General features: G+C 73.4%; 14 protein-coding genes. 7 read left to right on the forward strand and 7 right to left on the reverse strand.

Annotated features, from left to right (window positions below):
- Window positions 1–185 precede the first annotated feature (185 nt).
- On the forward strand, window positions 186–1,523 hold the full coding sequence (locus tag WA762_RS04425) for a TerD family protein (RefSeq protein WP_335933059.1): 1,338 nt from the start codon (window positions 186–188) through the stop codon (window positions 1,521–1,523).
- A 72-nt stretch (window positions 1,524–1,595) separates the two neighbouring features.
- On the opposite strand, the gene WA762_RS04430 is transcribed toward WA762_RS04425, so the two are convergent.
- On the reverse strand, window positions 1,596–2,768 hold the full coding sequence (locus WA762_RS04430) for a glycosyltransferase (RefSeq protein WP_335933060.1): 1,173 nt from the start codon (window positions 2,766–2,768) through the stop codon (window positions 1,596–1,598).
- A 58-nt stretch (window positions 2,769–2,826) separates the two neighbouring features.
- Here WA762_RS04430 and WA762_RS04435 point away from each other — a divergent pair, with 58 nt between their 5' ends.
- The 6 genes from WA762_RS04435 (at window position 2,827) to WA762_RS04460 (ending at window position 9,460) form a co-directional block, all read left to right on the forward strand.
- Window positions 2,827–3,612, forward strand: coding sequence for a glutamate racemase (locus WA762_RS04435; RefSeq protein WP_335933061.1), 786 nt, complete (start codon window positions 2,827–2,829; stop codon window positions 3,610–3,612).
- A 60-nt stretch (window positions 3,613–3,672) separates the two neighbouring features.
- The gene (locus WA762_RS04440; protein ID WP_335933062.1) at window positions 3,673–4,236 is read left to right on the forward strand and encodes a hypothetical protein; all 564 of its coding nucleotides are present in this window, start codon (window positions 3,673–3,675) and stop codon (window positions 4,234–4,236) included.
- 164 nt (window positions 4,237–4,400) lie between these two features.
- Window positions 4,401–6,008: an apolipoprotein N-acyltransferase gene (gene lnt, locus WA762_RS04445; RefSeq protein WP_335933063.1), complete on the forward strand. Its 1,608-nt coding sequence runs from the start codon at window positions 4,401–4,403 to the stop codon at window positions 6,006–6,008.
- A gap of 96 nt (window positions 6,009–6,104) precedes the next feature.
- Window positions 6,105–6,584, forward strand: a complete 480-nt coding sequence (locus WA762_RS04450; protein ID WP_335933065.1) for an NUDIX hydrolase — start codon at window positions 6,105–6,107, stop codon at window positions 6,582–6,584.
- A 111-nt stretch (window positions 6,585–6,695) separates the two neighbouring features.
- Window positions 6,696–8,180, forward strand: a complete 1,485-nt coding sequence (locus WA762_RS04455; RefSeq protein ID WP_335933068.1) for a ricin-type beta-trefoil lectin domain protein — start codon at window positions 6,696–6,698, stop codon at window positions 8,178–8,180.
- A gap of 260 nt (window positions 8,181–8,440) precedes the next feature.
- Window positions 8,441–9,460, forward strand: a complete 1,020-nt coding sequence (locus WA762_RS04460) for a carbon-nitrogen hydrolase family protein (protein WP_335933070.1) — start codon at window positions 8,441–8,443, stop codon at window positions 9,458–9,460.
- 31 nt (window positions 9,461–9,491) lie between these two features.
- On the opposite strand, the gene WA762_RS04465 is transcribed toward WA762_RS04460, so the two are convergent.
- Genes WA762_RS04465 through WA762_RS04490 form a run of 6 tightly spaced genes read right to left on the reverse strand, consistent with a single transcriptional unit; the run spans window position 9,492 to window position 15,232 of the window.
- Complete coding sequence (locus WA762_RS04465; RefSeq protein ID WP_335933071.1) at window positions 9,492–10,256, reverse strand: ABC transporter ATP-binding protein; 765 nt, start codon at window positions 10,254–10,256, stop codon at window positions 9,492–9,494.
- On the reverse strand, window positions 10,253–11,053 hold the full coding sequence (locus tag WA762_RS04470; protein ID WP_335933073.1) for an ABC transporter ATP-binding protein: 801 nt from the start codon (window positions 11,051–11,053) through the stop codon (window positions 10,253–10,255). The genes WA762_RS04465 and WA762_RS04470 overlap by 4 nt, the downstream gene beginning before the upstream one ends.
- Window positions 11,050–11,964, reverse strand: a complete 915-nt coding sequence (locus WA762_RS04475; RefSeq protein ID WP_335933075.1) for an ABC transporter permease — start codon at window positions 11,962–11,964, stop codon at window positions 11,050–11,052. The genes WA762_RS04470 and WA762_RS04475 overlap by 4 nt, the downstream gene beginning before the upstream one ends.
- Window positions 11,961–12,926 (reverse strand): ABC transporter permease, encoded by a 966-nt coding sequence (locus tag WA762_RS04480; protein WP_335933076.1) that lies wholly within the window; start codon window positions 12,924–12,926, stop codon window positions 11,961–11,963. Before WA762_RS04480 ends, WA762_RS04475 begins: the two co-directional genes overlap by 4 nt.
- Window positions 12,926–14,434: an ABC transporter substrate-binding protein gene (locus tag WA762_RS04485; protein ID WP_335933077.1), complete on the reverse strand. Its 1,509-nt coding sequence runs from the start codon at window positions 14,432–14,434 to the stop codon at window positions 12,926–12,928. Before WA762_RS04485 ends, WA762_RS04480 begins: the two co-directional genes overlap by 1 nt.
- Before the next feature lie 57 nt (window positions 14,435–14,491).
- Complete coding sequence (locus WA762_RS04490; protein ID WP_335933079.1) at window positions 14,492–15,232, reverse strand: DUF1684 domain-containing protein; 741 nt, start codon at window positions 15,230–15,232, stop codon at window positions 14,492–14,494.
- Window positions 15,233–15,313: the final 81 nt, after the last annotated feature.

Genomic DNA, 15,313 nt, shown 5'->3' on the forward strand with positions numbered 1-15,313 from the left:
GTTCCTCAATCCGAGCGAACTTGGCAAAAAGGGGCAGCCAAGCGTGTAGGGATCGTGTAAAAGGGGCGAGTTTCCGGGGGGTCGGCGAGATGATCGCCGGACCTCTCCCGGGGCTCCGCGGGAACCCTTGGCGGACGGGGCATTAGGTTTGACGGGGGATAAGGCCTTCGGGCACCGGACTCGCGATGGGGGCGAGCATGACCATGCTAAGAGGAGCCAATGTTCCGGTGGCGGCCCGGTCCGTGCGGGTCGAATTGGGCTGGCGCAGCTCTCCGGGCACACCGGACGTGGACGGATCGGCACTCCTGCTCGTATCGGGAAAGGTGCGCGACGACGCCGACTTCGTCTTTTACAACCAGCCCGCCCACGCCTCCGGCGCGGTGCGCCACGAGGGCAAGCGGGCCACCGGCGACCGGGTGACGGACGGTCTCGCCGTCGACCTGACGCGCGTGGAGCCGGCCATCGAGCGCGTGGTCCTGGCGGCGTCCGCGGACGGCGGCACCTTCGGGCAGGTCACGGGCCTGTACGTGCGGATCACGGACGCGGCGGACGGGGCGGAGATCGCCCGCTTCGACAGCACGGACGCCACCGTCGAGACCGCCTTCATCCTCGGCGAGCTCTATCGGCGCCAGGGCCTCTGGAAATTCCGCGCCGTCGGGCAGGGATACAACACCGGTCTCGAAGGGCTGGCGACGGACTTCGGAATTTCCGTCGACGAACCGCAGCACTCCCCGGCGTTTCCGCCGCACCAAACGCCTCAGCACCCCCCGGCGACAACGCCGGGCGGTCAACTGCCCCCGCCCGTTCCCCCGTTCCCGCCGGCAACGCCGCCCGTTTCTCCCGCCGCCCGGACCGCCCCCGCGCCGGCCGCTCCGAGCACACCCGTCCGTCTGTCGAAGGTGACGCTCACCAAGCAGGCTCCGACGGTCTCCCTGGCCAAACAAGGCGGTACTTCCGGAGTCCTCCGGGTGAATCTCAACTGGGAAGTACGCAAACAGTTCACGGGCTGGGGGCGCAAACTCGGCAGGGCCGTCGCCCAGCACGCGGATCTCGACCTCGACCTGTGCGCCCTCTATGAACTCACCGACGGCCGCAAGGGCGTCGTGCAGGCGCTCGGGAACGCGTTCGGCGCCCTGCGGCAGGCCCCGTACATCCACCTCGACGGCGACGACCGCACCGGCGCCGTCGACACCGGCGAGAACCTCACCGTCAACCTCGACCACAAGGACCGGTTCCGCCGCGTCCTGATCTTCGTCACCATCTACGAGGGCGCCCGCAGCTTCGCCGACCTCCACGCGACCGTCACCCTCCAGCCCCAGCACGGGGCCCCGATCGAGTTCTCGCTCGACGAGTGCACCGTCCCGTCCACCGTCTGCGCGCTCGCCCTCCTCACCAACGACGGGGGAGACCTCACCGTGCAGCGCGAGGCCCGCTACCTCGTGCCCCAGCGCGGAGTCAGCCCGCAGCGCACCGTCGACCGCGCCTACGGGTGGGGAATGAACTGGACCCCCGGCCGCAAATGATCCCGGCGACCGGCCGCACACGGCCCCGACGGGCCGCGTCGGGCGCCGGCGGCCGGTCCGCGGCCGCCGCGTTCACGGCTCCGGCGCGGCCTCGGGACGGGCGTAGGTGCGCCCCTTCCAGGCCGCGCCCCGGCCCCGGTGGTGCTGTACCGCCGAATCCACCGTCATCAGCAGGTACAGCAGGGCGGTGAACGGCAGCAGCGGCGCCGACCACGGGGACTGCCGGTAGTGGGCGAGCATCGGCAGGTACGTCCCGGACATCACCGCCCACGCCGCCCCGCCCGCCCACGCCGCCACCGGATCGCCGCCCAGCAGCCCGGCGACCAGCACGACCGGCGGCGCCAGGTACACCAGCGCGAGCCCGAGCACCGTCCCCAGGAGCAGCACCGGACTGTGCCGCAACTGGGTGTACGCGCTCCGCGAGACCATCCGCCACAGATCCCCCAGACGCGGATAAGGCCGCACGCTGTCCACCCGCTCCGCCAGCCCCAGCCAGATCCGCCCCCCGCCGCGCCGCACCGCCCGCGCCAGCGCCACGTCGTCGATCACCGCCTGCCGGATCGACTCCGGCACCCGGGCCCGGTCGGCGGCCCCGGTCCGCAGCAGCACGCACCCGCCGGCCGCCGCGGCCGTGCGCGCCCCCGCCCGGTTCACCCACCGGAACGGGTAGAGCTGCGCGAAGAAGTACACGAAGGCGGGCACGACCAGGCGCTCCCACGCGCTCGACACCCGCAGCCGGGCCATCTGCGACACCAGGTCGTAGCCACCGGACACCGCCGCCGAGACCAGCTCCCGCAGACTGTCCGGCTCGTGCGCGATGTCGGCGTCCGTCAGCAGCAGGTACTCCGGACCCCGGGCCCGGGCCAGCGCCATCCCGTGCCGCACCGCCCAGAGCTTGCCGGTCCAGCCCGGCTCCGGCTCGCCCGGCGACGTCACCGTCACCGGCAGACCGCCGTACCGCACGGACAGCGCGCGGGCCACGTCCCCGGTCCCGTCCTCGCTGGAGTCGTCGACGAGGAAGACCTCCGCGACCCCCGGATAGTCCTGCGCCAGCAGCGACGGCAGACTGACCGGCAGCATGTCTGCTTCGTCACGTGCCGGCACGACGACCGCGACCGACGGCCAGCGCTCCGGCGCCTCGCGGCACGGCAGCCTCTGGTCCGTCCGCCAGAAAAACCCTTGTCCGAGCAGTAACCACACCCACGCGGCCAGCGAACCCGCGGCGATCCAGGCAACGGCACTCATTCGCCGCAGTCTGCCCCACTGCGGAGGAATCGCAAGAGCGGTCGACTATGGTGACCGGGTGAAGATCGCGCTCATGGACTCCGGAATCGGCCTGCTCGCGGCCGCGGCCGCGGTGCGCCGGCTGAGGCCCGACGCCGATCTGGTGCTCTCCTCCGACCCCGGCAGCATGCCCTGGGGGCCGCGCACGTCCGAGGACGTCACCGCCCGCGCGCTGGACGTGGCCCGCGCCGCCGTCGCGCAGCGGCCGGACGCACTGATCGTCGCCTGCAACACGGCCTCCGTGCACGCCCTGCCCGCCCTCCGGGCCGAACTGGAACCCGCGGTGCCGGTCATCGGCACCGTCCCCGCCGTCAAGCCCTCCGCCGCCGGCGGCGGCCCGGTGGCGATCTGGGCCACCCCCGCCACCACCGGCAGCCCGTACCAGCGCGGACTGATCCGGGAGTTCGCGGGCTCCGTCCACGTCACCGAGATCCCGTGCCCGGGACTCGCCGACGCCGTGGAGCACGCGGACGAAGCGGCCATCGACCGCGCCGTCGCCGCCGCCGCCGGACGCACCCCGCTCGACGCCCGGGCCGTGGTCCTCGGCTGCACCCACTACGAACTGGTCGCCGACCGCATCCGCGCCGCCCTGCGCGAACGCGGCCTGCCCCCCGTCGCGCTGCACGGCTCCGCCGTCGCCGTCGCCGCCCAGGCACTGCGCCGGATCGGGGCGGACCCCGCTCCGTCGGCCCAATCGGCCGGAAGTCTCACGGTGCTCCTCGGCGGACAGGCCGCCGACCTGCCGCAGGCCGCCCTGGCCTACGCCGAGGGGCGACTGCTGGGGGTCGCCGCCCCCGCCCGCTGACCCCGGGCACGGCCCCTCGAACGCGCCCCCGGCGTGCGGTCCCTGAGTACGCTGCTTGACATGAGGGACCACCCCCGAGAACCGCGACCCGCAGCGGCCGGCCCCCGCGCCGACGTCTGGGTCGGCCGGGCCACCAACCGGGCCCAGTGGGTGCTGGCCGTCGCCGGCGCCGCCTGTCTCGCGCTCGGCGTCCAGCTGGCCGTCACCTCCGACTGGGCCTCCGGGACCGCCCCGCTGCTGATGTCCGTGATCGGCTGCGTGGCCGCCGGACTGCTCATGCTCTTCGGCACCCTCGCCTTCGTGAACGTGGCCGTCCGGGTCGACGGCGACGCCCTGGAGGTGCGCTGCGGGCACATCGGCCTGCCACGCCGCCGGATCCTGCTGACCCATGTGGTGGGCGCGGAGTTCGCACCCCGGGTCACCCCGCGCCAGTGGGGCGGCTGGGGCTACCGCTGGCGCCCCGAACAGGGCACCGCCGTGGTGGTCCGCAGGGGCGAGGGCCTGGTGCTCCGGCTCGGCGACGGCCGGACGTTCACCGTCACCGTCGACGACGCGGAGGCGGGGGCGCGGTTCATCCGCGAACGCCTGCGCCTGCCGAGGACCGGCGCGGCGGCCGGGACCTGAGCCACCGGGTCACCCGCCCCGGCCCGCTTCCGGCACGCGCACCGTGCCGCCTCCCCGCCCTCCCCGCACCGGTCACCGGCGGACGCGGCCCGCCCACCGGGCCGGCGGCCACGGGCGGCGGCCGGGGATGTCGGCGCACAGCCGAGGACCGTAGACTCCGCCGGGTGAGCGCCACCACCACGCCGGTCGACGACCCGCACAAGTCCGCATCCCCGCCCGCGGCCGCCCCCGCGCGCGGCCGGCTGATCACGGCCCTGGCGCGGCCCGCGGCCGCCGTCGTCTCCGGAGCGCTGCTCTACCTGAGCTTCCCGCCCCGGCCCCTGTGGTGGCTGGTCCTGCCCGGGTTCGCCCTGCTCGGCTGGGTGCTGCGCGGACGCCGCCCGCGCGCCGGGTTCGGGCTGGGGCTCCTCGCCGGGCTGGGGTTCCTGCTGCCGCTGCTGCACTGGACGGGCGAGGAGGTCGGCCCGGTGCCGTGGCTGGCGCTCGCCGCGGCCGAGGCGCTGTTCATCGCCGTCGGCTGCGCGGGGATCGCCGCCGTATCGCGCCTCGCCTGCTGGCCGGTGTGGGCGGCCGCGGTCTGGGCCCTGGACGAGGGGGTCCGGGCCCGGGCGCCGTTCGGGGGCTTCCCCTGGGGAAAGATCGCCTTCGGGCAGGCGGACGGCGTGTTCCTGCCGCTGGCGGCCGTGGGCGGCACCCCGCTGCTCTCCTTCGCCGTGGTGCTCTGCGGGTTCGGCCTCTGCGAGGCGGCGATCCGGTTCCGTGCGTACCGCGCCACGCGCGAGGTGCCCCGGGGCGCCGTGGCCGCCGCGGCCGCCTGCGTCCTCGCCCCCGTCGCCGCCGCGTTCGCCGCGCTGCCGCTGGTGGACGACTCGGCCGAGGACGGCACCGCGACCGTCGCCGCCGTCCAGGGCAACGTGCCGAGGCTGGGACTCGACTTCAACTCCCAGCGCCGGGCCGTCCTCGACAACCACGCGCGCCGCACCGAACAGCTCGCCCGGGAGGTGAAGGAGGGCAAGGTCCCCCGGCCCGACTTCGTGCTCTGGCCGGAGAACTCCTCCGACCTCGACCCCTACCGCAACATCGACGCGCGGATCGTCATCGACGACGCGGTGAAGGCGATCGGCGTGCCCACCGTGATCGGGGCGGTGGTCGAGCCCGACACGGGCAGGCTGCGCAACACCCTCATCCAGTGGGACCCGGAGAAGGGGCCCGTCGCCACCTACGACAAGCGCCGCATCCAGCCCTTCGGCGAGTACATCCCGATGCGTTCCTTCGCCCGGCTCTTCAGCTCCGACGTGGACCGGGTGCGCCGGGACTTCGGCCCCGGGAAGAAGGTCGGCGTCTTCGACCTCGCGGGCACCCGCACGGGTCTCGTGACCTGCTACGAGGCCGCGTTCGACGGCGCCGTGCGGGACACCGTCGAGCACGGCGCCCGGCTCATCGCGGTGCCCAGCAACAACGCCACCTTCGGGCGCAGCGAGATGACCTACCAGCAGCTCGCCATGTCCAGGGTCCGGGCGGTCGAGCACAGCAGGTCCGTCGTGGTCCCGGTCACCAGCGGGGTCAGCGCGATCATCCGCCCCGACGGCACGGTCGTCCGGAAGACGAAGCTGTTCACCCCGGACGTGCTCGTCGACCGGGTGCCGCTGCGCTCCTCCCTGACGCCGGCGACCCGTCTGGGCGCGCTGCCCGAGGGGGCGCTCGCGCTGATCGCCGCGGCGGGACTCGGCCTGGTCGCCGTCCGCTCGGCGCGGCTCCGGCGCGCCCGGTGAACCACCGGGCGCGTCCGCGTCCGCGCCCCCGGCGCACCACGGCCGCCCCCGGGCGCCGGCTCCGGGGGGCGGCCGTGAACCCTTAGGGTCGGTCGTATGGGTACTCCTGAATTCATCCGCCGGATCCGAGCCACCGCCGGCACCCAGCTGCTCCTGCTGCCGGGGGTGACCGCCGTCGTCTTCGACGACGAGGGCAGAGTGCTGCTCGGGCGGCGTTCCGACAACGGCAAGTGGGCGCTGATCGGCGGCATCTGCGAGCCGGGAGAGGAGCCGGCGGCGACGGCGGAGCGCGAGGTGCACGAGGAGACCGCCGTGCGCTGCGTGGCGGAACGGGTGGTCCTCACCCAGGCCCTGGCGCCCGTCGAGTACGCCAACGGGGACCGCTGCCAGTATCTCGACGTCACCTTCCGCTGCCGGGCGACGGGCGGCGAGGCCCGGGTGAACGACGAGGAGTCGCTGGAGGTGGGCTGGTATCCGGTGGACGCCCTGCCGCCGCTGGACGAGTTCTCGCTGTTCAGGATCAAGCAGGCGCTGACCGACGGACCCACCTGGTTCGAACCCACGCCCCGGCCCTGACCCGGGCCCCGGCCGCGCCCCGGGTCCCCGCCGGGCGGGTCCGGCCGCCGACCGGGTGTGCCGTCCGGCGGGTCGGTTGGTTCCGGCCGCCCATGCGGTGATCATCCGCAGGTGGACCACAACGCGCGCGACGAGGCCCGGACGGACGGGCGGACACCGGGGAGCGGCGGGCGGAGCCGCAGACGCGTCCGCCGCCGCGTGCTGGCGGCGGCCGCAGCCCTCTGCGCCCTGCTGGGCCCCGGCTGCACCCCGGAGCCGGCCACGTCCCCCGGCCCCGGCGCGGCGGCCACCGCACAGGCGGAGCCGTCGCGTTGCCGCCGTACCGTCGTCGGCGTGGCGCACCCCGACGACGACCTGTTCTTCCTGAACCCGGAGATCGACCGGACGATCCGGGCCGGATGCCCGGTCCACACCGTCTATCTGACGGCGGGGGACGGCGACATCCAGGACCGCCTGAAGGCGCTGGAGCACGTGGACGGCCGGGAGTACGGGGTGCGCGCGGCGTACGCGTTCATGGCGGGCGCCGACGACGACTGGAAGCAGTCCGACGTACGGGCCGGCGACGTCCGCGTCCGGTCGTTCGTGCTGGCCGGCCGGTCACCGGACTCCGAGGTCCGGCTCAGCTTCCTCGGACTGCACGACGGGCTCCCGCACGGTCAGGAGGCCGACAGCGTGCTCAGGCTCTTCGACGGGAGCAGGCACAGCGTCCGCGGGTTCCTGGGCGGCGAGGGCTACACCGAGCGGAGACTGCTCGACACCGTCTCCGCCCTGGTCCGACACGGCCGCGCGGAACGCGTCCTGACCATGGATCACGACAACGCGTCGTTCGCGTTCGGTCTCGGCGGCGGCGTCGACCACAGCGACCACGGCATCACCGCCCGGTACTTCCGAAGGGTGGGCTACGCGCTGGGGGTGCCCGTGACCTCGTACCTCGGCTACCGGATGTCGGCGCTGGACGCGAACCTCGCGCCCGCGCGGGCGGCCGCGAAGGAGCGGGTGGCGCGCTGGTACGTCGCCAGGCGCCGGTGCCGGGTCACCGGCGGGTGCGCGGAGGCGCCGCCCTACCGTGGTCCGCTCCAGGAGGACTGGAAGCTGTGGGTCCACCGGCAGTACGAACGGGTCCACCGTTCCCCCGGGCCGGGCGAGATCCTCGGCGACATCGGCCGGACCACGTACGCCGCCGGCCCGGACCCCGCCCAGTGCCTCGACGCGGCGGGCGGCTCCTCGGGGACCCGCGAGGTCCGCCTCCACGCCTGCGACGGATCCCCGGCCCAGCGCTGGCGGACGCGGGCCGACGGCACGATCGGCCTGCGGCAGGATCCGGACTCCTGCCTCACCGCAGCCGGCGAGGGCGCCGTGCTCGAACCCTGCCGCGCCGGCCGCGCCGACCAGCGGTGGACCCGGGTGCCGTGGTGGAACCCGACGTGGAAACGCACGGCATGGCGCATCGAGGGCGCCGACCACCGCTGCCTGTACCAGGACGACCGCGAGCTGCCCGCCCGCTGGAACGACCGGGACCGCCCGAGCCCCCGGCTGATCCGCGCCGACTGCGTCCCACCGGCCCGCCCCGAGCAGTACTGGCGGTTCGGCGAGTGAGCCGGGCGACCGGACCCGTCCGACGCCGACGGGCCGGGCCCGAGCCGGACGGGGACCGCGGCGAAGTCCCGTACGGGCGGCGGCGAACCGTGGCACACTGCGCGTGACCGGCCCCTCGTCCCGCCGCGTCCGCGCGTCCGGCGCGCCTCCGAACAGAGCGGGGGGCGGTGAGTCCGGGCGGCGGGCCCGGGCCCGCCGTTCATCCGCCGTCCGCCGACGAGCCCGCGCCGCCGGGCCCCGCCGCCTTTGAGGAGGACCCCATGCCCTCTCCCGCCGCCGGGAGACGAAAGGTCGCGGCGGTCCACGCCGCGCCGGTGTTCATGGACACCGAGGCGACCGTCGACAAGGCCGTCGCCCTCATCGAACAGGCCGGGCGGGAGGACGTCGACCTGCTGGTGTTCCCGGAGACCTTCGTGCCCGGCTACCCGTACTGGATCGAGGCGTACGCCCCGCTGGACCAGCAGGCCGCCAACGCGGCCTACGCCGGGGCGTCCGTCGAGGTGCCGGGACCGCAGATCGCCCGGATCCAGTCGGCCTGCCGCCGGGCCGGCGCCGGGGCGGTCCTCGGCGTCAGCGAACGCCTCGGGGGCACCCGCACGTGCTTCAACAGTCAGGTCTTCATCGACCCCGACGGCGCCCTGCTCGGAGTGCACCGCAAGCTCCAGCCCACCTACGCGGAACGGATCGTGTGGGCCCAGGGCGGCGGCGCCACGCTCCGGGTGTTCGACAGCGCGCTCGGCCGGATCGGCGGACTGGCCTGCTGGGAGCACACCATGAACCTGGCCCGGCAGGCCCTGATCGCCCAGGGCCAGGAGATCCACGCGGCGGCCTGGCCGGGGCTGTCCACCATGGCCGGCTTCGAGACCGTCGCCGACGTCCAGATCGACGCCATGATGAAGACCCACGCCCTCACCGCCCAGGCGTTCGTGGTCTCCGCGGGCAATCCGGTCGACGAGACGTGCCTGCGGTGGATGGCGTCCGCACTCGGCCCGCAGAAGCACATCACCGCGGGCGGCGGCTGGTCGGCGGTGATCCATCCCTTCGCCCGGTACCTCGCGGGCCCGCACACCGGCCCCGAGGAGCGGCTCGTCACCGCCGCGATCGACCTCGCCGACATCGACGCCGTCAAGGTCTGGGTCGACTCGCGCGGCCACTACGCGCGGCCGGAGATCCTCGGCCTGCGCGTCGACCGGCGGCCGCTCTGGCACGACGAGGGCGACCGCCACCGGCCCGCCGCCCCGGGCGACGACGGGCCCGAGCCCGCGGACGGGACGGACTGAACCCCGGGCGCGGGTACGGACCCGGCCCCGGTCAGACGGGCAGGCGCGGCACGCTCTCGACGAGCCGACGCGTGTACGGGTGCGCCGGGGCGCCCAGCACCTGCGCCGTCTCGCCCTGCTCGACCAGGCGGCCGCGCTCCAGGACCGCGGTCCGTTCGCAGAGGGAGGCGACCACCGACAGGTCGTGGGAGACCATGACCAGGGTCAGGCCCCGTTCCTCCTTCAACTCCCTGAGCAGATCGACGACCTTGACCCGGGTGGTGACGTCGAGCGCGCTGACCGGTTCGTCGGCGAGCAGCACCCGCGGCCCGCACACCGTCGCCCGGGCGATCGCGATGCGCTGGCGCTGGCCGCCGGAGAACTCGTGCGGATAGCGCTCCGCCGCGTCGGCCGGCAGACCGACCCGCTCCAGCGCCTCGGCCACCTTCGGCGCGGCGGCGGCCCGACCGTCGATCCCCAGGGAACGCAGGGGCTCGGCCACGATCGCGCCGACGCGCCGGCGCGGGTTCAGCGAGGAGTACGGGTCCTGGAAGACGCACTGCACCCCGCGCCGGAACCGCCGCATCTGCTCGCGGTCGCGCGGCCTCAGTTCCTCGCCGTCGAACCGGACGGCGCCGGAGACCGGCCGGGTCAGGCCGAGCAGCAGCCGCAGCAGCGTCGTCTTGCCCGCCCCCGATTCCCCGACGAGGGCGAGCGACTGCCCGGAGCCGACGGCGAGCGAGATGTCCTCGACCACGGGCGCGGCGCCTCCCCGGTAGCCGAAGGAGACCTCGTCCAGCTCCAGTACGGGCGTCATCGCGTGCTCCTCAGGTCCAGCGCCGATTCCAGTCGGCGGGCGCTCGCCACCAGCGCCCTGGTGTACTCCTCGCGCGGGGAGCGCACGATCTGGTGGACGTCGCCCTCCTCCACGGCCCGGCCGTCCTTCAGCACCAGCACCCGGTCGGTCACCTTCGAGACGACCGCCAGGTCGTGGCTGACGAAGAGGACCGCCATGCCCCGTTCCCGTACCAGGGAGTCGATCAGATCGAGCATGCCGGACTGCACGGTGACGTCGAGCGCGGTGGTCGGCTCGTCCGCGATGAGCAGCTGCGGGTCGCAGGCCAGGGCCATGGCGAGCGCGACGCGCTGGCGCTGGCCGCCGGAGATCTCGTGCGGGAAGGCGCGGGCGACCCGGTCGGGCTCGGGCAGCCGCACCTGCTCCAGGGCCTCCACGACGGCCCGCTTCAGCGCGGCGCCCTTCAGCCCTCGCCGCCTGGCCAGCGGTTCGGCGATCTGCCGGCCGACGCGCATCAGCGGATCGAGCGCGGTGAGCGGTTCCTGGAAGACCACGGAGGCGTCGCGGCCGCGCACCGCCGTGAGCCGCCGCTCGCCCGCGCCCACGATCTGCGTGCCGGCGAGCTCGACGCTGCCGGTGGCCGTCATCCCGTGGGGCAGCAGGCCGAGCACGGCGAGGGTGGTCAGCGACTTCCCGGAGCCCGACTCACCGATGAGGCCGAGACGATCGCCGGGGGCCATGGTCAGCGAGAGCCCCTCGACGAGGGCCCGGCCCTCCGCCGTGCGGATCGTGAGGCCGCGTACGTCGAGGACGTTCACGCGCGCCTCCGCCGGGTCGTGGGGTCGAGGGTCTCGCGCAGCCCGTCGGCGACGAGGTTCACGCCGATGACGAGCAGGACGAGCAGGATGCCGGGGGCCAGCGCGCCCGCCGGGGCCGTGGTGAAGGTGGCCTGCGCCTCCTGGAGCATGCGGCCCCACGAGGCGTTGGGCGGCGGGGCGCCCAGGCCCAGGTAGGACAGCCCCGCCTCGGCCAGCACCGCGAGCCCGAACTGCAGGGCCAGGTTGACCACCAGCGTCGGCCAGATGTTGGGCAGCACGTGCCCGGCCACGATCCGCGGCCAGGAGGTGCCCGAGGTGCGGGCCGCCGTGATGTAGTCCTGCGCCAGGACCCGTTTGACCAGGATCCTCACCAGCCGGGCCACCACCGCGCTCTGCGCCAGGCCGATCGCCAGCACGGCGGAGCCCAGGGTGGCCGAGCGGGCGGCGACGATCAGCATCGCCAGCAGCAGGGTCGGGAACGCGATCAGGATGTCGAGGAACGCGGAGACCGTGTCGTCGAGCCAGCCCTGCGCGAACGCGGCCAGCACGCCCAGCGCGCCGCCGAGCACGGCGGCGATGAGCACCGAGCCCAGGCCGGCCTCGAAGGCGATCCGGGAGCCGGTCATCAGCTGGGTGAGCAGGTCGCGGCCCAGTTTGTCGGTGCCCAGCGGGTGCTCCGCGCCCGGAGCGGTGAGCCGTCCGCCGGAGGTGTCGTCGGCGGCGAACGGCAGCCAGAACAGCGAGACGAGCGCGAGCAGGGCGATCAGCCCGGCCAGGACGCAGCCGACGACCAGCGCGTAGGAACGCCTCGTCCGCCGCGTGGCGCGCCCGCCGTCCGCCGGTGCGCCGCTGTCCGCGGGGTCGGTGGGCCGCGGTGCGCCGGTGCGCTTCGCGGGAGCCGAGGATGTCACCGGGCACCTCCGGAGAGCCTGCCGCGCAGCCGCGGGTCGACGATGCGCTGGACGAAGTCGGCCACGAATCCGATGACCAGCACCGCGAGGGTGGAGACGAACAGCACGCCCTGGATCACCGGGTAGTCGTGCTGTGCGATGCCGGTCGCGAGCAGGGAGCCGAGGCCGGGGAGCGCGTACACGGACTCCACGACCACCGCGCCCAGCAGGGTGGACGCCAGCTCGATGCCGAGGATCGAGATCACCGGCACCGAGGCGTTGCGCAGCCCGTGCCGCCACATCGCCTGTCCGAACGACGCGCCCATGGCCCGCGCGGTCCGCAGGTAGTCGCTGCCCAGCACGTCGAGCACGGCCGAGCGGACGTAGCGGATCAGCGAGGCGCTCATCACCAGCGCGATGGTGAGGACGGGCAGGGTGAGCGAGCGGATCGCCTCGGCCGGCTGCGACCAGCCGTCCTGCGGGAATCCGCCCGCGGGCAGCCAGCCGGCGTTCAGCGCGAAGACGGCGATGAGGATCATGCCGAGCCAGAACACCGGCACGGCGATGCCCAGTTGCGACACCCCGTTGAGCAGGGCGCCGTACCAGGTGCGTCGCCGGTGCGCGGCCACGAAGCCGATCGGCACGGCGATGAGCACCGCCAGGACGAACGACGCCAGCGTCAGCGGGACCGTGACGTTCAGCCGGGAGCCGATCTCGGGGGCGACGGGCAGCGAGCTGACGAACGACGCGCCGAGATCGCCGCTCGCCAGCTGCCCGATCCAGTGCGTGAACTGCTCGGGCAGCGGCCGGTCGGAGCCGATGGCGTGCCGGGCGGCGGCGATCTGCTCCGCGTCGGCGCCCACGGCGGTCAGCGCGTTGGCGGGATCGCCCGGCAGCATCCGCAGCAGCACGAACAGGACCACGCTGGCCAGTCCCAGCGACACCAGCAGGAAGGCGAGGCGGCGCAGCAGATACCGGCCCATCAGCCCTTCTTGATGTCGTAGGCGAAGAACTGGGAGTTCAGGCCGTTGACCGGGTACCCGGACAGCTTGCTGCTCGCCACGACGATCTGCGGGTAGAGGTACAGCCAGTCGCTGGCCGCGTCCTCGGCGGTCTTGCGGTTGACCTTCTTCAGCAGCTCGGTCTGCTCGGCGGTGCTGGACGCCTGCTCGGCCTCCTCGACCCAGCGGGTGACCTGCTTGTCGTCGTAGCCCCAGTAGAAGTCGGGGTTGCCGTACCAGACCAGGTCGCGGTCGTTGACGTGCTCCTGGAGCGTGGCCGTGAAGTCGTGGTTCTTGTAGACCTTCGTGTACCACTCGTCCGGCGTGATCGTGTTGATCTTGACGGTGATGCCGACCTTGGCGAGCTCGGACTTGATGAAGGTCGCGGCGGTCGGGTGCGGGTCGTAGTTCGGGGTGTCGAGCGTGAAGGAGAAGCCCTTGGCGTATCCCGCCTCGGCGAGCAGCTTCTTGGCGCGCGCCGTGTCGTACGCGTTGACGCCGGTGAGGTCCTCGTACCAGGGGTCCGTGGGCGGCACCATGGAGCCGATGGGCTTGCCGTAGCCGCCCCAGACGGACTTCAGCAGCTTCTCGTCGTCGATGGCGGCGGAGACGGCCCGGCGCACCTTGACGTCGGTGAACGGCTTGGCCTTGTCGTTGAAGGCGAGCAGCAGCTTGGTGGTCGAATTCCCGTCGTTCACCTTGTAGTTCGGGTTGTTCTTGAACTGGTCGAGGGCGTCGGGCGACTGCTCGCTCGTGACGATGTCCACGGCGTTGGTCAGCAGCGCGTTGTTCAGCGCGGTGGCGTCCTTGTAGTAGTGGAAGACGACCCGCTTGTTGGCCGCCGCGTCGCCCCAGTAGCCGGCGAACCGGTTCAGGGCGAGGGCGGAGCCGCGGGTCCACTTGTCCAGCGCGTACGGGCCGGTGCCGTCCTCGGTCGTCTTCAGGTTCTTCGCCTGGGAGTTGATGATCCAGACGTAGGAGAGGTTGTAGACGAAGGAGATCGACTTCTTCGACAGCCTGACCTCGACCGTCCGCGCGTCGGGCGTCCCGACGGACTCGATGACCGAGAGGTTGCTCTTGCGCGCGGACTGCGAGTCCTTCGCGATCACCTTCTCCAGGCTGTACTTGACGTCCTGGCTGGTGAGCTTCTTGCCGCTGTGGAACTTCACGCCGTCGTGGAGGGTGAAGGTGTACGTGAGGCCGTCGGGGGAGACCTTGTAGTCCTGGGCGAGGAGCTTGTCGACCTTGCCGTCGTCGGTGAGCTTGAACAGCCCTTCGTAGACGTTGCCGTTGAGCGCCTCGGTCACGCCCTGGCCGCCGCCCCCGGTGTTGTCGAGGTTCTGCGGCTCGTAGAGCGAACCGATGTCGATGACGGCGTCCTTGCCGCTCCCGCCCCCGGACGCGCCGGCGCCGCCGCCGCAGGCCGTGAGGGTCAGGGCGAGGGCGGCGGCGGTCGCTCCGCCGTACAGGGAGGTCTTCTTGATGTTCATGAGGAGTACGCGCTTTCGTGCTGCGGGTTCGTGCCGGGAGGCGGAGACGCCGGTCGATCAGTGCTGTGCGGGGAAGCCGTCGCGGAAGACGGGACGCTTCTCACCGGCCGTCACGGGCAGGTGGAAACGGTTCTGCCGCGGCGGCATCGGACAGTTGTACTGATCGGAGAAGCCGCAGGGGGGCACGAAGGCGCGGTTGAAGTCGAGCAGGACCCGGCCCTCGCCGGTGCGCGTGACGAACAGGAACCGTCCGGCGCCGTAGGTGGTGTCGCCGTTGGTCGGGTCGCCGAAGACGAGCAGCAGGGTGCCGTCGTCGTCGAAGGCGCTCAGGGTGTAGTCCCGTCCGTCCAGGGTGAGTTCGATGTCGCCCGGCACGACGAGGTCACGGGTGCCGCCGTTGTCCCGGATGTGCTCGAACGCCACCCGCCTGGCGCCCGGCATCGGGGTGTAGGAGGCCTCCAGCACCCAGGCCGGGTCGTACGGGAAGACGTCGGTGCGGTCGAAGTGCCGGATCGCGGGGGAGTCCGCGTCCCAGAAGCGCAGCCCGTACTCGGGCGCGCCGGTGACGGCGTCGGTGCGCTCGATCGTGGTGACGGTCACGGTCTCCGGCTGTCCCGCGCGGGCCGCCTCGGGGTCGGGGCGCTCACCGGACGGCGACCAGCGGGTCTCGACGAGGGCGAGGTTCCCCGTGGCCGAGGTGACGGCGTGACGCCGCTCGGTGCGCCATGCCTCCCAGTCCCCGGCGGGATCGACGGACGGCTCGCGGGACGGGGCGGCGTGCGACACGGCGTTACTCACTCACCTAGACGTTCAGTGCGGTCACGCCACGAATGTCACGGTGCGTGAACTTCAACCCAAAGGGCCTTCTTTATCGTCCAT

Source organism: Streptomyces tyrfis (genome assembly GCF_037034285.1).
In the GTDB taxonomy this organism is placed as follows: Bacteria; Actinomycetota; Actinomycetes; order Streptomycetales; family Streptomycetaceae; genus Streptomyces.